This window comes from Streptomyces sp. NEAU-174 (assembly GCF_052665095.1).
The window spans coordinates 90,369-109,318 of the sequence record NZ_JBQTCE010000014.1 but is presented as its reverse complement, the minus strand read 5'-3'; the positions used below and the strand labels follow the sequence as shown (position 1 = coordinate 109,318).

Here is an 18,950-nt window from a genome sequence, read left to right as displayed (position 1 = left end):
GCCCGGCATGCCCATATCCCGGCCCCGTCGGGCGCCCGGGACCCGTGGCGGGTGCTTCGCCGTCCTCGATCCGGCCACCGGCGAGGCCTTCGACGAGGCCCCCGGCCAGCGGCCGGATGAGCCGGACGCCATCGTCGGCCGGGCCCGCGCCGCCTGGCGCGGCCGGCGCGCCGACCCCGCCGCCCGCACCACCGCGCTGCTCGCGGCAGCGGACGCCGTGGAGGCGGCCGGGGCCGGCCTCGCCCCGCTGCTCACCCGTGCACAGGGCAAACCCCTGGCCGAGTCGTACGCGGAGGTCGCCCGCACGGCGGCGATGCGGAACGGCGTGGATCAACAACCACGCCGAGACCTCCCTCGCCCAGCCCTTCGCGGGCATCAAGGACAGCGGTGTCGGCGTGGCGGGCGGGCTGTGGGGGCCGTGAAGGCTGTACGGCAACCTCAGCCCGTTCGTCGTACACCGACCGGTTGAGGTGCGCGGATGAGGTTCGCCGCGGCGGTACTGCGCTCGTACGAGAGCCCGTTCACCCTCGAGGAGGTGATGCTGCACGCGGGGCCGGGCGACGGCGAGGTCCTGGTGAAGATCGCGGGCTGCGGGATGTGCCGGACCGATCTCGCGGTGCGGCACTCGGCCGGCCGCTCACCACTGCCCGCGGTGCTCGGCCACGAAGGGGCCGGAGTCGTTGTGGAGACAGGCGGCCCGGACACCGGCCTGAGCACCGGCGACCACGTCGTTCTGAGCTTCGACTCCTGCGGACGCTGCCGGAACTGCATGGGCGCGGCGCCCGCCTACTGCGACTCCTTCCCCAGCCTGAACCTCTTCGGTGGACGCGGGGAACACGCGGCGCGGTTCACCGACGCGGACGGAGGCGCGTTGGCCCCCCGCTGGTTCGGCCAGTCTTCCTTCGCCGAATACGCGATGGTCCCGGCCCGCAACGCCGTCCGGGTCGATCCCACGCTGCCCATCGAACTCCTCGGACCGCTCGGCTGCGGCTTCCTCACCGGCGCCGGAGCGGTCTTCCACTCCTTCGGCGTCGGCCCCGGCGACACCATCGCGGTCTACGGCGCCGGAGCGGTCGGCCTGGCCGCGGTGATGGCGGCCACCGCCGCCGGGGCGGTGACCGTGGCCGTCGACCGGCACCCCGGGCGGCTGGCCCTCGCCGAGCGGCTCCACGCGATCCCGCTGCGCGCCGCATCGAACGACTCGCCCGGCCCGCCCGACCTGCCCGACCTGCCCGACCGCATCCGGCAACTGACCGACGGCGGCACACACTACGCGCTGGACACCACGGGCTCCCCCCGGATGATCAACGACGCCCTCCGGGCCCTGCGCCCGACCGGCCACCTCGGCCTGGTGGCACGTCTCCACACCCCACTGCCACTGGAACCGGGGACCTTGGACCGGGGCCGGAGGATCTCCCACATCTGCGAAGGGGACGCGGTGCCCGGACTGCTGATCCCGCGGCTGACCAGGCTCTGGCAGGCCGGGCGGTTTCCCTTCGACCAGCTGATCCGCACCTATCCCCTCACCGACATCAACCAAGCCGAACGCGACTGCGACGCGGGCCGCGTGGTCAAACCCGTCCTGATTCCCGCGGGGCCAAGGGAGGACACATGACCGACACAGCGCATCACAACACCGGTGTGGAAGGCGTGGAAGAGGGCGTCGGCCTGACCGCTCTCATGGTCGCCGCGGCCCGGGCGATCGAGACCCACCGCCACGACAGCCTGGCACAAGACATCTACGCGGAACACTTCGTCCACGCCGCACCGGCCTCCGCGGACTGGCCGGTGCGCATACACCAGGTCGCGGACGGAGACGCGAACCCGCTGTGGGGGCGCTTCGCCCGCTACTTCGGCCTGCGGACCAGGGTCCTCGACGACTTCCTCCTCCAGTCGGTGCGGGCAGGAGGGGCGCGCCAAGTGGTCCTGCTCGGGGCGGGGTTGGATTCGCGGGCGTTCCGACTCGACTGGCCTCCCGGCTGTGTGATCTTCGAGATCGACCGGGAAGGCGTGCTGGAGTTCAAGCACAAGGTGCTCGGCGGACTGCCGACCACCCCGAAGGCGGCCCGCGTACCGATCCCCCTCGACCTGCGCGCCGACTGGGCCACGGCGCTGACCGACGCGGGCTTCGACACGGCCGCACCGACCGCCTGGCTGGCCGAAGGGCTGCTGTTCTACCTGCCGAACACCTCCGAGACGAACCTCATCCACACGGTGGACCGGCTGAGCGCGGGCGGAAGCGCGCTGGCGTTCGAGGTCAAACTCGAGAAGGACTTGCTCGAATACCGCGACAGCCCCCTCTACACCGCGACGAAACACCAGATCGGCATCGACCTGCTCAATCTGTTCAGCCTGGAACCGCGGCCCGACTCCGCGGGCGACCTCGCGGGCAAGGGCTGGACCACAACCGTCCGGACCCCCTTCGACTACACCCGCCGACACGGACGCGGCCCGCGCCCCGAACACAACGACGCACTGGCGGGCAACCGATGGGTGTTCGCCCACAGGCCCCGCCCCGGACAGCGGCGATAGCACAGCACGAACGGGGGGGTACCGGTGGGCCCCGCTTTCTGCGCGGGCGCGGGTGGCCTCCCGCGCTGGCCCCGCCTCGGTCGTGACCGTGCTGTTCCTCGAGGGCGGCCGCCTTCGAGCACCGCCTCGCCGCGTGCGTGCTGCACGACGGCGCCTACGACTTCCACGCGGTCATCGCCGCGACCGCCGGCCGCGCCGCAACGACCAGTTCTTCCAGGGGCAGCCGCAGCGTGTCTCGCCGGCTGACCTCGCGGGCCGGCCTGTGTCGCCCGGGGAGTCACCGGACTCGACGAAACCGCCCCTGACGGAGTCCTACTGGGCGGTCGGCCCCGGCCACGTGGCCTGCGCCAGCTCCTTCACGAGGCCGGGGTGGCCGGGATCCCGGTCCAGCTAGTTCCCGGAGCCGACGATGGCGGTGACGCGGATCTCCACGCGCATGGCGGCGAGGCCGAGGGCCGTGACGCCGGTCTCGGTCCAGATCGGCGCGCGGCCGTCGAGGCGACGGCGGAACTGCTCGGCCATGACCGTGTTGTGGTCGTCGCCGATGGCGTCAGCTCCCGGTGCGACCTTGTGGTAGGAGTTGACGTGAATGACGTCCTTCCATGTCGCGCCGACCGTGGCGAGCGTGCGCTCCACGTTGTCGAAAGCCTGGATGATCTCGTCTTCCAGCGAGTCGGGGATGACCAGGGCGTCATCCACCCCGGCCTGACCGGAGATCTCGACCCGGTCGCCGACGCGGACGGCCCCGCTGTAGCCGAGGGCCTCGTGCAGCTTCTCGCCGGAGCCCGGAGTGATGCCGAAGGTGACGGTGCTCATGATGCTCCATCTTCCTGTCCATAGGGGTGCGTTTCCTCGTACATGAGTTCACGCGTAAAGTGAGACTAGCAGGCGATGACTTCAAGCGTAAAGTCATTCCGGCCTTCGCCGGAGAGCCGGGGAGATCCATGACCAGCACGGGAGGGCCCATGAGCGGCGCGGGCGAACACGAGGACGACGAGGAGCTGCGGTGGCTCGACGAGCAGGAGAAGGCGGCGTGGACGGGGATGATCTCCCTTGTCCTGCTGCTGCCCGGCAAGCTGGAGTCGCCGCTGCGGCAGGAACACGGCCTCACCCTGTTCGAGTACCTCGTGCTCAGCCACCTCTCCGAGGCCCCGCAGCGCAAGCTGCGGATGGGAGAACTCGCCTTCCTCGCCAGCGGGTCGCTCTCCCGCCTGTCCAACGTCATCAAACGCTGTGAACAGCGCGGCTGGGTCGTACGGACACCTGACCCGGCCGACGGCCGTTACACCCTCGCCGAACTCACCGACGCCGGCTTCGACATCGTGCACCTGGCCGCGCCCACCCACCTGCGCGCCGTACGCCGCATCGTCCTCGACGCGCTCAACACCGCCGACCAGAAGGCACTCACCCGCATCGCACAAAAACTCCGCATCGTCCCCGACGACTTCGGCTGACAGCCGCCCCATGCGACGACCCGAGGCGAGTCGTTCAGGTCGCCCGCGCGTTCAGGGACCGCTCAGGCTGTGGTGTGCGGGTATTTCGCCCCCGGAGCCGGTGGTCGACGACCATCCCACCAGCTCGGCTCGTGACGCCGCGCTTGGGCCTGGATCACGCTCTACTCGACACACGCCCCTTCGGGACGCGGCGGGCGCCGGCCTGGGCCGGCAGGAGGTGGAGCGGGAGGACTCTTTCAACGTCATTGGCACGCTGGAGGCGGTCAGGGAGGCTATGCGCAAGGACATGGGGACAGATGCTCTTGCGGCCTCCGCAGGCCAGGACGGCTGACGGCGGCGTGGCGGTGCCGTCAGGGGGTGCGGAGGCAGGGGGTGCGGAAGCCGCGGAACGTTACCCGCTTCCGGCTCGCGAAGCCGAGCCGTTCGTAGAGCGCGATCGCGCCGGTGTTCGTCTCGGCCACGTGCAGGAAGGGGCGTTCGTTCCGAGCCAGGATGCCTGCGACGAGGGCACTGACCAGGCGGGCGGCGTGGCCTCGCCCGCGTGCCTCGGGGGCCGTGCAGACGGCGCTGATCTCGGTCCATCCCGGGGGCCGGAGCCGTTCGCCCGCCATGGCCACCAGTGCGCCGCCGTCGCGGATGCCGAGGTAGGTGCCGAGTTCGAGGGTGCGCGGCCAGAACGGTCCCGGTTGGGTCTGTGCGACCAGGTCGAGCATCTGAGGCACATCGGCAGCGTCCAGTTCGACCACGTCGGTGCCGTTCGCCGCATGAGGCTGATCGGGGCGGCTGTTGCCGGGCCAGATCATCTGCCGGCCTTCGAGGACGAAAACCTGCTCCCAGTCCGGAGGAGGGGACGCCTGGCAGCTAAACATGTCGGCGAACGCGTCAGGGCCGAGGAGCCGTGCGAGACCGGCCCAGTCCGCCGTGTCCGCGTCGGCGGGTACCGCGGAGAAGGTCGCGACTCCCGGCAGGTAGGTGGCAGCCCGGCCCAGTCGGCGCCCCAGGTCTGCGTGGCGGCCGCGCAGCGACTCGCCCACCGGGTCGTCGAGTGCCGCGGTGTCACCGCCGGCACCGGTGGTACGGCCGTCACCGCTCATCATCGTGATGTGCCTTTCCCACTGTGTGCGGTCGGCCGAGCGACGCGATACCGCAACCGCCCGGGCGCGTTTCCTCATCTGGATTCCTGCCGAGGCGTCCGGTAGTGGCGCCGAGGTGAGGGAACCCCAACCGCCCATGGAACCCTAACCACCCCCGGCCGTCGCTTCGCGAGGGGGTCGGCGCTCTCCCGGCCTCCCTCCGGCCCGGGTCGCGCGGCCATCGAAGGACTGGTCGTCATCCGCCACTCAGCCGCTCAGAAATCCCGTGGCCGGTCACGGCCGGCCGGTGTCAGACTGACCGCGTCAAAGGGGCGTAGCTCAGCCCGGCCAGAGCAGCGGACTCCAAACCCGCGCGCCGCAGGTTCGAATCCTGCCGCCCCTGCCGTGCGATGCGCTGGTGTGCGGGCGAGCCGCCCGCAACCACCACGCCGCTCCCCCGCCCGAACTGGGGGTGATCGGACGGAAAAACCGTGGTGTCGGTCGCACATCGGTGGCTGTCGGTCCGTTGTCGGTGGTCGGTCGGCGGGGCCTGGAACCTTTCGCATGGATCCTGCCGGGCGCCCATCCGGCAGGCGTGCGACAACAAGGAACCATCATGACCACTGACGTCACGATCATCGGCGCCGGACTCGGCGGCCTCACGCTCGCCCGCGTCCTGCACGTCCACGGCATCCCGGCCACCGTCTACGAAGCGGAGGCCTCCGCAACGGCGCGCGCACAGGGCGGCATGCTCGACATCCACGAGGACAGCGGACAGCCGGCTCTCGAGGCGGCCGGCCTGACGGATGAGTTCCGCGGCCTCGTTCTGGAGGGCCGCCAGGCGATACGGGTCCTCGACCGGGAAGGGGCCGTCCTGTTCGACAAGGTCGACGACGGTACGGGTGACAGCCCCGAGGTGTTGCGCGGCGAGCTGCGGCAGATGCTCCTCGACTCGCTCCCGGCCAACACCGTCCGGTGGGGGCACAAGGTCAGCAGGACCCGTGCCCTCGGGGAGGGCCGGCATGAGGTGACCTTCGCCGATGGCACCACCGTCACCACCGGCCTGCTGGTCGGTGCGGACGGCGCGTGGTCCCGGGTCCGGCCACTGCTGTCCGACGCCAGCCCCGAGTACATCGGCATGTCGGCCGTCGAGACCTATCTGTTCGACGCCGACACCCGCCACCCGGCCAGCGCGAAAGCGGTCGGCGGCGGGTCGCTGTTCGCGCTCGCGCCGGGCAAGGGATTCCTGGCTCACCGGGAGAAGGGCGGCATCCTGCACACTTACGTGATGCTGGCCCGGCCGCGCGACTGGTTCGCGAACATCGACTTCACCGATTCCGCCGCGGCCACCGCGCGGATCGCGCGGGAGTTCGCCGACTGGGCCCCGGAGCTCACCGCGCTGATCAGTGACGGCGACACCGCTCCGGTGCCGCGCCCCCTCTTCGCCCTGCCCGTCGAGCACCGCTGGGCACGGGTGCCGGGGGTGACCCTGCTCGGGGACGCCGCCCACCTCTCGCTCCCGAACGGCGAGGGCGCCAACCTGGCCATGTACGACGCCGCCGAACTCGGCAAGGCCCTTGCCGCGCACCCCGGCGAGGTCGAGACCGCGCTCACCGAATACGAGCGGGCCATGTTCCCCCGCAGCGCTGCGGCCGCCACCGAAGGCATCCACGTCCACGAGTTGTTCTACGGAGACGAGGCACCCCACGGCCTGATCAACATGTTCACCGGAGGCGAGCAGACCCCGTGAGCCGCCGACTCCCGCACTGAGACACATGGCCCATCGAAATCGGATCGCCTCAGACGGACGTGTGCTGGCAGGCTGCCCCCATGGATCACGCGGAAGTGCTGCTCATCGGAGGGCGGGCCGGAGTCGGCAAGACGACGGTGGGGTGGGAGGTATCGGCCGTACTGCGGGCCGCGGCCGTCTCGCACACGGTCATCGACGGCGACTTCATGGGACAGGCCCATCCGCCCCCTGAGGGAGATCCTCACTGCTCGGACATCACCGAAAGCAACCTGACGGCCGTGTGGGCGAACTTCGCCCAACGCGGCTACCGCCGGCTGATCTACACCAACACCGTGAGTGTGCTGCCTGAGTCCACGGGAATGTTCCAGCGCGCTATGGGAACGGGGACACGGATCATTCGGGTTCTGCTCACCGCCTCCGACGCCACCGTCCGAGAGCGGCTGGTACGCCGGGAACTCGGCTCCGAGCTCGAGCAGGAACTGGAAAGCAGTGCTCGCAAGGCACGGCTGCTGGACCAGAAAACCACCGCGGAGACCGTACGGGTGATGACGGATGGGCGTGCCGTCGTGGATATCGCGCGCGAGGTGGTAACCGCGACAGGCTGGGCCGAGCAGCACTCCGCCAGCAGCACCTGAACAGATTCTCGCCGCCAGCGGAGGGGAGTCCTGCTCAGCGTCGATGTCCAACGGCGACATGCGGTGCTCTCGACGCGGCAACGGGCCAGGGCCGCGATACAGCATGCGACGTCGAGTCGTACGGTCGATATTCCAGTCGCGACGGCAGCGCGGTCCTGCCTGCGGAAAACCTGTCGCCCGCCGGTATCGAGGCACCTAGCCTGAGTGCATGCCTCCCGCGAAGACCTCGTACGTGTGTCTGCCATGCCGGGCCTCGTACAAGCAGCCCTACCACGGTGACCACGACCGGCCGTGCCCGCGCTGCGCAAAGCCGATGATCCACGTGGGGTCCGCCTTCGCTGCCCCTCCCCGGCGGGACAAGGCAGGGTGGCGGGTACTTTCCGTGCTGCTCCACGCGGGCGTGCGATTCCACAAGAGCTGCTGCGGAGGGCCCGGATACCGCCCACGCACACTCCGCGAGGTACGCGAACGCATGGCATACGCCCAAACCACCGGTGAGCCGTTCAGCCACGCGCTCGTCCGCCGTGAGCTCCCATAGCCACCGCGACGGCCACCTTCCGCCCGAGTGGTGGTGAGCCGTCGGCCATGGATCCCCGCCGGCCGACCCAAGTCGGCCTTTGCTGCTACTTCGTCACCAAAGCCTTCGAGCCGACCCCCCAGACCTGCTCACCGGGAACTCGGATTCGATCACGTGATGACCAGTGCCTCATTCCAGGTCATCGAGTTCACCGGTGGTGAGGGGTGGTTCCTGCGAGCGGACGAGCCCTGACTCGTAGGCGCTGATGACCAGTTGCGCACGGTCGCGCGCTGCCAGCTTGCTCAGCAGCCGCCCGATGTGCGTCTTGACGGTGCCGTGGCTGAGGTGGAGGTACTCGGCGATGTCGGTGTTGGAGAAGCCGCGGGCCACCAGGAGCAGTACCTCTCGCTCGCGGTCCGTGAGGTGCTCCAGCGAGGAGCCGGGCGCCGGACAGGCGTGGGGAAGACGGGCGAACGCGGCGATCAGGCGCCGGGTCACCGAGGGTGCCAGGAGGGACTCTCCGGCGGCGACGGTGCGGATACCGGCCAGCAGGACCTCGGGCGAGGTGTCCTTGAGCAAAAACCCCGCTGCCCCGGCCCGCAGCGCGCCGTACACGTACTCGTCGAGGTCGAAGGTGGTCAGGATGAGGATGCGTGTCCGCGCTGTCCCGGGCGACCGGGCTATGTGCCGGGTTGCCTCGATCCCGTCCATGCCGGGCATCCGGATGTCCATGAGCACCACGTCCGGGCGTAGCTGCCGGGTGCTCTCGACGGCTTCGGCGCCGGTGCCGGCCTCGCCCACCGTGGTCAGCCCGGGCGCGGTGTCGATGAGCACCCGGAAGCTGCCACGGAGCAGGGACTGGTCATCGGCGACCAGGACCCGGATCGGTTCGGTCACGCGGTCGGCTCCCTTCGGTCCGGTGCGACGCCGGGCGCGTGTTCGGCCTGGAGGCGGGCCGAGACGGCGAACCCGCCGCCGGGCCGGGGCCCGGCGTCAAGTGTGCCTCCGTACATCATCACCCGTTCCCGCATCCCCACCAGTCCGTGACCGCCCCTGAGGTCCCCTCGACCGGACACGGCCGCCCTCCCCGCTCCGTCGTCCACCACCTGGATATGCACCTGGCCGCGCGAGTCGGCGGTGACGGTGACCTCACAGTGCGTTCCGTCGCCGGCGTGCTTGACGACGTTGGTCAGCGCCTCCTGGACGATGCGGTAGACGGTGAGTGCCATCCCCGCGGGGAGGTCGGCCGCCAGCCGGGTACGCAGCCTGGTGCGGATACCCGCCTGCTCGGCGCGTCGGACCAGGGAGGGCAGGTCGTCCAGTCCGGGCGGAGGTGCCAACTGCGCAGAACCGGCACCTGGTGCGTACGGTACGGCGTCGGCACCTGGCGGGTGTGCTGTGGCGGTGTCGCCGCGCAGTACGCCCAGGGCGCGCCGCATCTCGGTCAGCGCCTCCCGGCCGGTCCGCTCGATCGCGCCGATGGCGTCCTGTGTCTCCTCGGGGCGTTCCTTGGCCACGTGGTTGGCGACGGACGCCTTGACGACGATCACGCTGAGGCTGTGCGAGACGATGTCGTGCAACTCCCGGGCGATGCGCAGGCGTTCCTCGGTCAGCGCTTCCTCGGCCAGGCGCCGCTCGCGCCGCGCCGCCCGGGCCCGCCGCTCACGTACGGCACGGCCCGCGCCCCAGGCGCCACCGGCCACCAGCCACACCAGCGCCGCGGTTCCGGCCGCTTCCGGCCATGGGCCGGATGGGGTCAGCGCCGCCTCCCCGGTGATGACCACGGCCGCCGAGACGGCCAGGGTCAGTGCGAGCGCCGCCACGGCCCGGCGGGGCGGTACCAGGAGCGCCACCGCGTAGAGGGTCAGGGCGGTGGACACGTAGGGGTCGCGGGTGATGTCGAGGAGCGTCGCCGCCGCCGTGGCGCCCAGCGCCACCGCCAGGGCGGGCAGGGGCCACAGGCGCCGAACGGCCAGCGGTGCCCCCACCCCCGCCGCCACCAGCCAGCCCGCCCACGCTGGGCCGGAGAACCGGGGCAGGCCGTCGGACCCGCCCTGCCCGGCCAGTGCCACATACGCGGCCGTCACCACGCCCGCCACACAGGCGTCGACTGCCAGCAGATGCGGCCCGGTCCGCGGGCGCCACCGCACAATGCGCACCGCACGACAATACCGAGCGCTCATCCCGCCTGCCCGAAGCAGAACATCGCGGTGGCCACCGCAGCCACCAGCACAAGCCGCCCGACGACGGTGGCCGCCCGCGGAGTCGGCCCTGCGCGCCACGTGGCCACGCCCAGCGGTACGAGTGCCACGCACAGCCCCGTGGCAGCCGCGACCGACCACGCGGTCGTCCCTTTCAGCACCCCCAGTGGCATCATCGACACCAGGCCAAGGGCCGCCGCACGCAGAGGTCCGAGCACCCGTGCGCGGTGGGCGCCGACGGCCAGCAGGATCCAGCCGCCCATGATGGCCGCGTTCAGCACGCTGAAGACGTGGAAGGCGCCATAGGTCTCGCTCACGGTGCGCGCCGCAGACGCCGCGCCATCGGCGGTCACCAGTTGGAAGTCCGCGTGGTCCACACCCGCGTGAAACGCCCGGGCGAACAGGCCCAGGACCGTGAGAACACCACCCCATACGGCCAGCTCCCGGAAACGTTCACCGATCCGGGCGGCCAGGAGCGCCACTCCCGGCCAGAGCAGCACCCACCCCGCAGCGACAAGGCTGTACGAGGCGGTCATGAGATGCGGGTGCCGCTCGTACGCGCGCAGCTGCGCGGGAAAGAAGAAGTCGAAGCGCATACGGAGCAGCACACCGGTGAGCACCAGCAAGGGCCCGACCACGAGGGATGCGCCACCCACCCAGCGTCCCGGGAAGAGAGCCCGCGGCGCGGCGGTTGACGGAGAAGTGACGGTCATGGGGGCAACGATGTCGCCGGCACGTACGCCACGTCGTCGGAGCACGGACCACACTTCCAGATCGGACCGTGGTCGTACCTCCCCCGCCGCGCCTCGGCCCCTGGTCCGACCTCGCACGTACCCCGTGACCCGGTCGAAGTGCGCCTTCGAGACCATGGGGCCCAGAAACCGGCGACGCGCAGGGTCGACGCGGCGGCCGCGAGATCGGCGTCCGGTAAGATCACCACCGGGGCCTTGCCGCCGAGTTCGAGATGCACCCGCTTGAGGCTGTCGGCCGCTGCCCGGGCCACGGCACGGCCACTGGTGACCGAACCGGTCAGGGCGATCATGTCGACGTCCGGGTGCTCGGCGAGCCGCGCCTGTGGACCACGCCGGCGGGCAGGCCCCGTATGCACCGGGAGGATCCGCGGGGCGCCACACACTGAGGCGGACGCCGCGTACGGCCGGATCCTGCCTCAGATCGCGGCGCGAATGGCCCGTTCGAAGCCCTCGACATGGCTGTGGGCGAGCTGTGCCGCCTTGTCGGCGTCACCGGCGACGACCGCCTCGATCAACGGCCCGTGCTCTCCGACGTGACCGGCCATGTCGGACAGACGGTCGATGAACAGGCACCAGATGCGGGTGGCCAGATTGTCGTGGCGGACGAGCGTGTCCTCCAGGTACGGGTTGTGCGTGGCGGCGTAGATCGCGCGGTGGACCTGGAGGTCCAGGCGCATCAGCTCGGCGGCGTCGCGCTGGGGTGAGTCCGCGCCCGCCAGCTCGCGCAGGGCGGCCGTCAGGGTCGCACGGTCCGCGGCCGTGGCGCGCCGCGCGGCCAGGGCGGCGGCCAGGGGCTCCAACTCCTGGCGCACCTCGGAGATATGGGCCAGGTCGGTGATGTTGACATCGGTGGCGAAGGTGCCGCGCCGGGGGTAGGTCGTGATCAGGCGCTCGTATTGGAGCCGCTTGAGCGCCTCGCGCACCGGTGTGCGTCCGACGCCGAGGGACTGCGCCAGCTGGTCCTCGTTGATCGGCGCGCCCGGGCGGATCTCGAGCATGACGAGCCGGTCGCGGATGGCACGATACGCGCGCTCGGCGAGGGAGAGTTCCTCGCCCGCGGGTTCGGTCGCCACCTGCTGCATGAAATGCCCCCTTGACCTGTGTCGCGAGCTCTCATACCTTACCGCAGAGGCTGATATATCAGTTGCCCATTAGTTGGCTCTCAGGATGGTGCACAGATGGCAATCAATCCGTCGACCAGCACATTCGCCTCCCCGCTCACCCTCCCGCTCAGCGAGCTCGACCCCGACATCGCCGCCGCGGTGGCGGCCGAGCTGCACCGCCAGCAGTCCACGCTCGAGATGATCGCCTCGGAGAACTTCGCCCCGTCGGCGGTCATGGAGGCCCAGGGCTCGGTCCTGACCAACAAGTACGCCGAGGGCTACCCCGGCCGCCGCTACTACGGCGGCTGTGAGCACGTCGACGTGGTCGAGCAGATCGCCATCGACCGGGTCAAGGAGCTCTTCGGCGCCGAGGCGGCGAACGTCCAGCCGCACTCGGGCGCCCAGGCCAACGCGGCCGCGATGTTCGCCCTCCTCTCCCCCGGCGACACCATCCTCGGCCTCGACCTCGCGCACGGCGGCCATCTGACCCACGGCATGAAGATCAACTTCTCCGGCAAGCTCTACACCGTCGTGCCGTACCACGTGCGCGAGTCCGATCTGCGCATCGACATGGACGAGGTCGAGCGGCTGGCCAAGGAGCACCGCCCCAAGATGATCGTCGCGGGCTGGTCGGCCTACCCCCGCCGGCTGGACTTCGCCGCCTTCCGCCGGATCGCGGACGAGGTCGGCGCGTATCTGATGGTGGACATGGCGCACTTCGCCGGGCTGGTGGCCGCGGGCCTCCACCCCAACCCGGTGCCGTACGCCGATGTCGTGACGACCACCACGCACAAGACCCTCGGCGGCCCGCGCGGCGGGGTGATCCTCAGCCGTGCCGGCCTGGCCAAGAAGATCAACTCGGCGGTCTTCCCCGGTCAGCAGGGCGGCCCGCTGGAGCATGTCATCGCGGCGAAGGCAGTGGCCTTCAAGGTGGCGGCGGGTGAGGAGTTCAGGGATCGCCAGCGGCGCACCCTGGCCGGAGCCCGCATCCTCGCCGGGCGGCTGCTGGCCGACGATGTGGCCGAGGCCGGGATCACGGTGCTCACCGGCGGCACCGAGGTCCATCTGGTCCTCGTCGACCTGCGCGACTCCGCGCTCGACGGACAGCAGGCCGAGGACCGGCTGCACCGCGTCGGCATCACGGTCAACCGCAATGCGGTGCCGTTCGACCCCCGTCCGCCGATGGTCTCCTCGGGGCTGCGGATCGGCACACCGGCCCTGGCCACCCGCGGCTTCGGCGAGACGGAGTTCCGGGAGGTGGCCGACATCATCGCCCAGGCCCTCAAGGACGAGCGGCTCGACGACGAGCGCGCGGGCCTGCTCCGCGACCGGGTCGAGAAGCTCGCCTCCGCCTTCCCCCTCTACCCCCGCCCGAACGGAGGCGCGGCATGACCGCCCAGCCGCTGCCGGAGCACCCGGACTTCCTCTGGCGCAACCCCGAGCCACGCTCCTCGTACGACGTCGTCATCGTCGGCGCGGGCGGCCACGGCCTGGCCACCGCCTACTACCTGGCCAAGAACCACGGCATCACCAACGTCGCGGTCCTGGAGAAGGGCTGGCTGGCCGGCGGCAACATGGCGCGCAACACCACGATCATCCGCTCCAACTACCTCTGGGACGAGAGCGCGGCGATCTACGAGCACGCGCTCAAGCTGTGGGAGGGGCTGCCGGAGGAGCTGGACTACGACTTCCTGTTCAGCCAGCGCGGCGTGCTCAACCTCGCCCACACCCTTCAGGACGTCCGCGAGGGCGTGCGCCGGGTGGGCGCCAACCGCCTCAACGGCGTGGACGCCCAGTGGCTGACGCCGGACGAGGTCGCTGAGGTCTGCCCCATCCTCAACGTCTCGTCCCGCACCCGGTATCCGGTCCTCGGCGCCACCTTCCAGCCGCGGGCCGGTATCGCCAAGCACGACCATGTCGCGTGGGCGCTGGCGCGCCGGGCCGACGCCATGGGTGTGGACCTGATCCAGGGGTGCGAGGTCACCGGCTTCCTCAAGGACGGCGACCGGGTGGTGGGCGTCGAGACCAGCCGTGGCCGCATCCGCGCGGGCCGGGTCGGCCTCGCGGCCGCCGGGCACAGCAGCGTGCTGGCCGAGCTGGCCGGTTTCCGGCTGCCGGTGCAGTCCCATCCGCTCCAGGCGCTGGTATCCGAGCTGCACGAGCCGGTGCACCCGACCGTGGTCATGTCGAACCATGTGCACGTCTACGTCTCCCAGGCGCACAAGGGCGAGCTGGTGCTGGGCGCGGGCGTCGACTCGTACAACGGCTACGGGCAGCGCGGCTCGTTCCATGTCATCGAGCAGCAGATGGCCGCCGCCGTCGAGCTGTTCCCCGTCTTCGCCCGCGCGCATGTGCTGCGGACCTGGGGCGGCATCGTCGACGTCACCCCGGACGCCTCCCCCGTCATCGGCACCACCCCCGTCGAGAACCTCTACGTCAACTGCGGCTGGGGCACCGGCGGGTTCAAGGCCACCCCGGCCGCCGGCTGGACCTTCGCGCACACCATCGCCAGGGGCGAACCGCATCCGCTGAACGCCCCCTTCGCGCTCGAACGCTTCGCGACGGGCGCGTTGATCGACGAACACGGCGCCGCGGCCGTGGCCCACTGAGAACCCGGCCGAGCGCCCACTGAGCGCTTGCCGAGAGCCCGCCGAGAGCCCGCTGAGAGCCCGCTGAGAGAAGGACACCGTGCTGCTGATCACCTGCCCATGGTGCGGTCCTCGCGACGAGGCCGAGTACCACTACGGGGGACAGGCCCATGTCCCCTACCCCGAGCGCCCCGCCGACCTCGACGACGAGCAGTGGGCCGCCTACGTCTTCTACCGGGACAACCCCAAGGGCCCCTTCGCCGAGCGGTGGACGCACAGCACCGGCTGCCGCCGCTGGTTCAACGTCCTGCGCGACACCGTCAGCTACGAGGTGCTGGCCTCCTACCGGCTCGACGCGCCCCGCCCCGAACTGCCCCAGGCCGGAGGAAATCGATGACCGACCAGCCCCATCAGCGCTGCCGGCTCCGGCAAGGGGGCCGTATCGAGCGTGGCACCGTGCTGCGGTTCACCGTCGACGGGCGGGAGCTGACCGGGCACCCCGGGGACACCGTCGCCTCGGCGATGCTGGCGAACGGGGTCGTCGAGGTCGCCCCGTCGATCTACCGCGGCCGCCCGCGCGGCATCGTCGCCGCGGGCGTCGAGGAGCCCAACGCCCTGGTACAGCTCGGCGGTCCGTGCTCGGAGGGCATGCTTCCGGCGACGACCGTGGAGCTGTACGACGGGCTGTCCGCCACCACGCTGTCCGGGATGGGACGGCTCGACCCGGCCCCCGACCCCGCCGTCTACGACAAGAAGTACATCCACACCGACGTCCTGGTCATCGGCGCCGGACCGGCCGGACTCGCGGCCGCCGCCGCTGCCGCGGGCTCCGGCGCCCGGGTGATCCTCCTCGACGACCAGCCCGAGCCCGGCGGTTCGCTGCTCTCCGGGCGCGCCGAGCGGGTCGGCGCGCAGACCGCCCTCGAGTGGGTCGCCGAGGTCCGCGCCGCGCTCGACGCCGCCCCGGAGGCCGTCGTCCTGCACCGCACCTCGGCGTTCGGCTCCTACGACGACAACTATGTGCTGGCCGTGCAGCGGCGCACCGATCACCTCGGAGCCGAGGCGCCCGACCCCGCCGAGGGCGTCTCGCGCCAGCGGCTGTGGCACATCCGCGCCCGCCAGGTGGTGTTGGCGACCGGCGCCCACGAGCGTCCGCTGGTCTTCGCCGGGAACGACCGGCCCGGGGTGATGCTCGCCGGAGCCGTGCGCTCCTACCTCAACCGGTACGCCGTGGTGCCCGGTTCGCGGGCGGTGGTGAGCACGACCAACGACAGCGCCTATGACACGGTCGCCGATCTCCACGCCGCCGGGATCGACATCGCCGCCGTCGTGGACGCGCGTCCCGAGCTGTCCCGCCGGGCCGCCGAGGTCGCCACGGCGACCGGTGTGCGGGTGCTGACGGGCAGTGCGGTGGTCGGCACCGCGGGCGGCGGCCGGCTCACCGGTGTCACCGTCCAGGCCCTCGGCGAGGAGGGTCGGCTCACCGGCGAGCCGGAGTCGTTCGACTGCGACCTGCTCGCCGTCTCGGGCGGCTGGAGCCCGGTGGTGCACCTGCACAGCCAGCGCCAGGGCAGGCTGCGCTGGGACGAGGACCTGGTCGCGTTCGTACCCGACGGCACCGTACGGGACCAGCGGGTCGTCGGCGCGGCCCGGGGGCGTTACGACCTCGACGGCTGTCTGGCCGAGGGGGCGCGGGCCGGTGCGGGGGCCGCGACGGACGCCGGGTTCCCGGTCCCCCTGCCGTCGCCCGGGGACGCACGGCCCGGAGCCGGCCCGATCCGCGCGCTGTGGCTGGTGCCCGCCCCCGAGGGCGAGCCCGGCGGCTGGGACACCCACTTCGTCGACCTCCAGCGCGATGCCACCGTCGCCGACATCCGGCGGTCCACCGGGACCGGCATGCGCGGTGTCGAGCACGTCAAGCGCTACACCTCGCTCGGCACGGCGAACGACCAGGGCAAGACCTCCGGCGTCAACGCGATCGGTGTCATCGCCGAGCTCCTCGGCGCGGGCGCGTCGCCCGGAGAGATCGGCACAACGGCCTACCGGGCGCCGTACACGCCGGTGGCCTTCGCCGCCCTGGCCGGACGGGAGCGCGGTGAGCTGTTCGACCCGGAACGCATGACCTCCATCCACCACTGGCATGTCGCCCAGGGGGCGGTGTTCGAGGACGTCGGGCAGTGGAAGCGCCCCTGGTACTACCCCCGGCCGGGTGAGGACATGGACGCGGCCGTGGCCCGCGAGTGCTGCGCGGCCCGCGAGGGGGTGGCGTTCATGGACGCCTCCACCCTCGGCAAGATCGAGATCTGGGGCCGGGACGCCGGGGAGTTCCTGGGCCGCGTCTACACCAACGGCTTCAAGAAGCTCAGGCCCGGTATGGCCCGCTACGGCGTGATGTGCAAGCCGGACGGCATGATCTTCGACGACGGCGTCACGCTGCGCCTCGAGGAGAACCGCTACTTCATGACCACCACGACCGGCGGCGCCGCCGGGGTCCTGGACTGGCTGGAGGAGTGGCTCCAGACCGAGTGGCCCGAGCTCGACGTCCACTGCACCTCGGTGACCGAGCAGTGGACGACGATCGCCGTGGTCGGCCCGCAGTCGCGCGAGGTGGTCGCCCATCTCGCCCCCGACGTCGACCTGTCGAACGAGGCGTTTCCCTTCATGGCCCTCCGCGAGACCACCCTGGCCTCCGGTGTCCCGGCCCGCATCTGCCGGATCTCCTTCTCCGGCGAACTGGCCTACGAGATCAACGTCTCGGCGTGGTACGGCCTTGCGGTCTGGGAGGAGGTGTACGCGGTGGGCCGACCGTACGACATCACCCCGTACGGCACCGAGACCATGCACGTCCTGCGGGCCGAGAAGGGCTACATCATCGTCGGCCAGGACACCGACGGCACCGTCACCCCGCAGGATGCCGGGATGTCCTGGGTGGTCTCCAAGCAGAAGGACTTCATCGGCAAGCGCTCGTACTCCCGCCCCGACACCTCCCGCCCCGACCGCAAGCACCTGGTCGGCCTCCTGCCGAGCGATCGCGTCACCCGGCTGCCCGAGGGCACCCAGCTCATCGCGCCGGACGTGCCCGTCACCCCCGAGGCCGGGCCGGTGCCGATGCTCGGCCATGTCACCTCCAGCTACCACAGCCAGGCGCTGGGCCGGCCGTTCGCCCTCGCCCTGGTCAGCGCCGGGCGGGACCGCGTCGGGGACACGCTGCTCGCCCCCGTCGGCGACGACCTCGTATCCGTCCAGGTCACCGAACCCGTGCTCTACGACCCCGAAGGGACCAAGCGAGATGGCTGAGCCGACCGACGCGGGCCCGGTGGGGCTGCGCACCAGCCCCCTGGCACATCTGGCGGACCGGATGCGCGCGGCCGCCGTCACCGGCGCCCGCGGCGTCACCCTGGCCGAGCGGCCGTTCCTCTCCATGGTGAACCTGCGCCTCGACCCCGCTTCGGAGGCGGCCGGCCGCGTGGAGAAGACCCTGGGGGCGCCGCTGCCGCGGGAGTGCGGACACACCGCCGCGTCCGGCCCCCACACGGCCGTCTGGCTCGGCCCCGACGAGTGGCTCGTGCTGTGCGAAGCGCCCATCGACACCGCCGAGTTGCGGCAGGCACTCGCGGGAGACCCGGGCTCGGTCGTGGACGTCTCGGCGAACCGCACCACGCTCGAACTGAGCGGCCCGGCCGCCCGCCAGGTGCTGGAGAAGGGCTGCCGGCTGGACCTGCACCCCCGCGCCTTCGGCCCCGGCCGGGCGGTGTCGACCACGGTGGGCCCCGTCCCGGTGCTGCTCTGGCAGCTCGACGACGCGCCCACGTACCGGCTCCTCCCCCGGTCCTCGTTCGCCGACTATCTGGCGCGCTGGCTCATCGACGCGATGCGCGAGTACCGCGGACCGGAGGTGCCCTGACAGGGACGGCGCGGCCGTGTCCACCGGACGTCCAGTCCTCGTCCAAACGTACGACGCAACCTGAGGAGGAACACACACCGAACCCGGCCAAAGGGGAGGAACTCCGATGAAGATCAAGCTGGCGTATGTGGAGCCCAATGTCACCGTGCTGGGCACGGTCGAGGAACTGACCGGATGGCTCACCATCGGGCAGACCTTCGACAACGTCATCACCACGCACCGGCGCCTCAGCTGACGGCGGCCGATACCACCCGCTCCGCTCCCGCCCCCTTCGGGCGGGAGCGGATGCGCTCGGCCCCGCCTGACCTGGGCGGGGCATCAGGTACCGGCTGGACCATGTGGCGAAAAGGGGTGCTCTGTTGCTGGTCGGGGACTTTCTCGGAATCTCCGGTCGGGTGGACTTCGACGCCGCCGACGCGGAAATCGGGCTCGCCCGCCTGC

Annotated in this window: 19 protein-coding genes, 1 tRNA gene and 1 pseudogene; 14 read left to right on the top strand and 7 right to left on the bottom strand. The window is 71.4% G+C overall.

Annotated elements, in window-relative coordinates:
* Positions 1 to 7 precede the first annotated feature (7 nt).
* The 3 genes and pseudogenes from ACT2CW_RS34630 to ACT2CW_RS34620 form a co-directional block, all read left to right on the top strand.
* Positions 8 to 313, top strand: a pseudogene (locus ACT2CW_RS34630) (aldehyde dehydrogenase family protein); the annotation flags it as partial.
* A gap of 165 nt (positions 314 to 478) precedes the next feature.
* A complete protein-coding gene (locus tag ACT2CW_RS34625) occupies positions 479 to 1,615 on the top strand; it encodes an NAD(P)-dependent alcohol dehydrogenase (protein WP_037963515.1) in 1,137 nt (378 codons plus the stop codon).
* Positions 1,612 to 2,532 carry a class I SAM-dependent methyltransferase gene (locus ACT2CW_RS34620; protein ID WP_037963513.1) on the top strand — a complete coding sequence of 307 codons (921 nt, stop codon included), beginning with the start codon at positions 1,612 to 1,614 and terminating at the stop codon, positions 2,530 to 2,532. The genes ACT2CW_RS34625 and ACT2CW_RS34620 overlap by 4 nt, the downstream gene beginning before the upstream one ends.
* A gap of 390 nt (positions 2,533 to 2,922) precedes the next feature.
* Here ACT2CW_RS34620 and ACT2CW_RS34615 read toward each other — a convergent pair whose 3' ends face one another.
* Positions 2,923 to 3,348 (bottom strand): Rid family hydrolase, encoded by a 426-nt coding sequence (locus ACT2CW_RS34615; protein ID WP_037963511.1) that lies wholly within the window; start codon positions 3,346 to 3,348, stop codon positions 2,923 to 2,925.
* A gap of 128 nt (positions 3,349 to 3,476) precedes the next feature.
* Here ACT2CW_RS34615 and ACT2CW_RS34610 point away from each other — a divergent pair, with 128 nt between their 5' ends.
* Positions 3,477 to 3,986: a MarR family winged helix-turn-helix transcriptional regulator gene (locus ACT2CW_RS34610; RefSeq protein ID WP_037963508.1), complete on the top strand. Its 510-nt coding sequence runs from the start codon at positions 3,477 to 3,479 to the stop codon at positions 3,984 to 3,986.
* A gap of 350 nt (positions 3,987 to 4,336) precedes the next feature.
* On the opposite strand, the gene ACT2CW_RS34605 is transcribed toward ACT2CW_RS34610, so the two are convergent.
* Positions 4,337 to 5,083 (bottom strand): GNAT family N-acetyltransferase, encoded by a 747-nt coding sequence (locus tag ACT2CW_RS34605; protein WP_241788062.1) that lies wholly within the window; start codon positions 5,081 to 5,083, stop codon positions 4,337 to 4,339.
* A gap of 304 nt (positions 5,084 to 5,387) precedes the next feature.
* On the opposite strand from ACT2CW_RS34605, the gene ACT2CW_RS34600 reads away from it, so the two are divergent.
* The 4 genes from ACT2CW_RS34600 to ACT2CW_RS34585 all read left to right on the top strand — a co-directional run bounded on the left by ACT2CW_RS34600 (position 5,388) and on the right by ACT2CW_RS34585 (position 7,982).
* Positions 5,388 to 5,462 (top strand) — tRNA-Trp (locus tag ACT2CW_RS34600).
* 213 nt (positions 5,463 to 5,675) lie between these two features.
* A complete protein-coding gene (locus ACT2CW_RS34595) occupies positions 5,676 to 6,809 on the top strand; it encodes an FAD-dependent oxidoreductase (protein ID WP_445517396.1) in 1,134 nt (377 codons plus the stop codon).
* Positions 6,810 to 6,889: 80 nt separating this feature from the next.
* The gene (locus ACT2CW_RS34590; protein WP_445517397.1) at positions 6,890 to 7,444 is read left to right on the top strand and encodes an AAA family ATPase; all 555 of its coding nucleotides are present in this window, start codon (positions 6,890 to 6,892) and stop codon (positions 7,442 to 7,444) included.
* A gap of 208 nt (positions 7,445 to 7,652) precedes the next feature.
* Positions 7,653 to 7,982 (top strand): deoxyxylulose-5-phosphate synthase, encoded by a 330-nt coding sequence (locus ACT2CW_RS34585; protein ID WP_445517398.1) that lies wholly within the window; start codon positions 7,653 to 7,655, stop codon positions 7,980 to 7,982.
* Between the two features lie 168 nt (positions 7,983 to 8,150).
* Here ACT2CW_RS34585 and ACT2CW_RS34580 read toward each other — a convergent pair whose 3' ends face one another.
* The 5 genes from ACT2CW_RS34580 to ACT2CW_RS34560 all read right to left on the bottom strand — a co-directional run bounded on the left by ACT2CW_RS34580 (position 8,151) and on the right by ACT2CW_RS34560 (position 11,996).
* Positions 8,151 to 8,858: a response regulator gene (locus ACT2CW_RS34580; protein WP_445517399.1), complete on the bottom strand. Its 708-nt coding sequence runs from the start codon at positions 8,856 to 8,858 to the stop codon at positions 8,151 to 8,153.
* Entirely contained in the window at positions 8,855 to 10,120 is a 1,266-nt protein-coding gene (locus ACT2CW_RS34575; protein ID WP_445517400.1) for a sensor histidine kinase, read from the bottom strand. Before ACT2CW_RS34575 ends, ACT2CW_RS34580 begins: the two co-directional genes overlap by 4 nt.
* Positions 10,121 to 10,140: 20 nt before the next feature.
* On the bottom strand, positions 10,141 to 10,875 hold the full coding sequence (locus tag ACT2CW_RS34570; RefSeq protein WP_445517401.1) for a hypothetical protein: 735 nt from the start codon (positions 10,873 to 10,875) through the stop codon (positions 10,141 to 10,143).
* Positions 10,872 to 11,204 (bottom strand): aldehyde dehydrogenase family protein, encoded by a 333-nt coding sequence (locus tag ACT2CW_RS34565; RefSeq protein ID WP_445517402.1) that lies wholly within the window; start codon positions 11,202 to 11,204, stop codon positions 10,872 to 10,874. Before ACT2CW_RS34565 ends, ACT2CW_RS34570 begins: the two co-directional genes overlap by 4 nt.
* Before the next feature lie 126 nt (positions 11,205 to 11,330).
* The gene (locus ACT2CW_RS34560; protein ID WP_037965141.1) at positions 11,331 to 11,996 is read right to left on the bottom strand and encodes a GntR family transcriptional regulator; all 666 of its coding nucleotides are present in this window, start codon (positions 11,994 to 11,996) and stop codon (positions 11,331 to 11,333) included.
* Between the two features lie 96 nt (positions 11,997 to 12,092).
* Between ACT2CW_RS34560 and glyA the strand changes: the two genes are divergently transcribed.
* The 6 genes from glyA to ACT2CW_RS34530 all read left to right on the top strand — a co-directional run bounded on the left by glyA (position 12,093) and on the right by ACT2CW_RS34530 (position 18,744).
* On the top strand, positions 12,093 to 13,409 hold the full coding sequence (gene glyA / locus ACT2CW_RS34555) for a serine hydroxymethyltransferase (RefSeq protein ID WP_445517403.1): 1,317 nt from the start codon (positions 12,093 to 12,095) through the stop codon (positions 13,407 to 13,409).
* Positions 13,406 to 14,626, top strand: coding sequence for a sarcosine oxidase subunit beta family protein (locus tag ACT2CW_RS34550; RefSeq protein ID WP_445517404.1), 1,221 nt, complete (start codon positions 13,406 to 13,408; stop codon positions 14,624 to 14,626). The genes glyA and ACT2CW_RS34550 overlap by 4 nt, the downstream gene beginning before the upstream one ends.
* 79 nt (positions 14,627 to 14,705) lie before the next feature.
* On the top strand, positions 14,706 to 15,002 hold the full coding sequence (locus tag ACT2CW_RS34545) for a sarcosine oxidase subunit delta (protein ID WP_020865506.1): 297 nt from the start codon (positions 14,706 to 14,708) through the stop codon (positions 15,000 to 15,002).
* Positions 14,999 to 17,902 (top strand): sarcosine oxidase subunit alpha family protein, encoded by a 2,904-nt coding sequence (locus ACT2CW_RS34540; RefSeq protein WP_445517405.1) that lies wholly within the window; start codon positions 14,999 to 15,001, stop codon positions 17,900 to 17,902. Before ACT2CW_RS34545 ends, ACT2CW_RS34540 begins: the two co-directional genes overlap by 4 nt.
* On the top strand, positions 17,895 to 18,509 hold the full coding sequence (locus ACT2CW_RS34535; RefSeq protein ID WP_445517406.1) for a sarcosine oxidase subunit gamma: 615 nt from the start codon (positions 17,895 to 17,897) through the stop codon (positions 18,507 to 18,509). Before ACT2CW_RS34540 ends, ACT2CW_RS34535 begins: the two co-directional genes overlap by 8 nt.
* A 106-nt stretch (positions 18,510 to 18,615) precedes the next feature.
* Positions 18,616 to 18,744 (top strand): hypothetical protein, encoded by a 129-nt coding sequence (locus ACT2CW_RS34530; protein WP_267950677.1) that lies wholly within the window; start codon positions 18,616 to 18,618, stop codon positions 18,742 to 18,744.
* The last annotated feature ends 206 nt before the right edge of the window (positions 18,745 to 18,950 follow it).

Coding starts and splice junctions, on each gene's coding strand:
- ACT2CW_RS34535 (WP_445517406.1), top strand. CDS start 17,895: ATGGCTGAGCCGACCGACGCGGGCCCGGTGGGGCTGCGCACCAGCCCC.
- ACT2CW_RS34565 (WP_445517402.1), bottom strand. CDS start 11,204: ATGATCGCCCTGACCGGTTCGGTCACCAGTGGCCGTGCCGTGGCCCGG.
- ACT2CW_RS34610 (WP_037963508.1), top strand. CDS start 3,477: ATGACCAGCACGGGAGGGCCCATGAGCGGCGCGGGCGAACACGAGGAC.
- ACT2CW_RS34560 (WP_037965141.1), bottom strand. CDS start 11,996: ATGCAGCAGGTGGCGACCGAACCCGCGGGCGAGGAACTCTCCCTCGCC.
- ACT2CW_RS34605 (WP_241788062.1), bottom strand. CDS start 5,083: ATGATGAGCGGTGACGGCCGTACCACCGGTGCCGGCGGTGACACCGCG.
- ACT2CW_RS34625 (WP_037963515.1), top strand. CDS start 479: ATGAGGTTCGCCGCGGCGGTACTGCGCTCGTACGAGAGCCCGTTCACC.
- ACT2CW_RS34595 (WP_445517396.1), top strand. CDS start 5,676: ATGACCACTGACGTCACGATCATCGGCGCCGGACTCGGCGGCCTCACG.
- ACT2CW_RS34540 (WP_445517405.1), top strand. CDS start 14,999: ATGACCGACCAGCCCCATCAGCGCTGCCGGCTCCGGCAAGGGGGCCGT.
- ACT2CW_RS34585 (WP_445517398.1), top strand. CDS start 7,653: ATGCCTCCCGCGAAGACCTCGTACGTGTGTCTGCCATGCCGGGCCTCG.
- glyA (WP_445517403.1), top strand. CDS start 12,093: ATGGCAATCAATCCGTCGACCAGCACATTCGCCTCCCCGCTCACCCTC.
- ACT2CW_RS34615 (WP_037963511.1), bottom strand. CDS start 3,348: ATGAGCACCGTCACCTTCGGCATCACTCCGGGCTCCGGCGAGAAGCTG.
- ACT2CW_RS34550 (WP_445517404.1), top strand. CDS start 13,406: ATGACCGCCCAGCCGCTGCCGGAGCACCCGGACTTCCTCTGGCGCAAC.
- ACT2CW_RS34530 (WP_267950677.1), top strand. CDS start 18,616: ATGAAGATCAAGCTGGCGTATGTGGAGCCCAATGTCACCGTGCTGGGC.
- ACT2CW_RS34590 (WP_445517397.1), top strand. CDS start 6,890: ATGGATCACGCGGAAGTGCTGCTCATCGGAGGGCGGGCCGGAGTCGGC.
- ACT2CW_RS34620 (WP_037963513.1), top strand. CDS start 1,612: ATGACCGACACAGCGCATCACAACACCGGTGTGGAAGGCGTGGAAGAG.
- ACT2CW_RS34570 (WP_445517401.1), bottom strand. CDS start 10,875: ATGACCGTCACTTCTCCGTCAACCGCCGCGCCGCGGGCTCTCTTCCCG.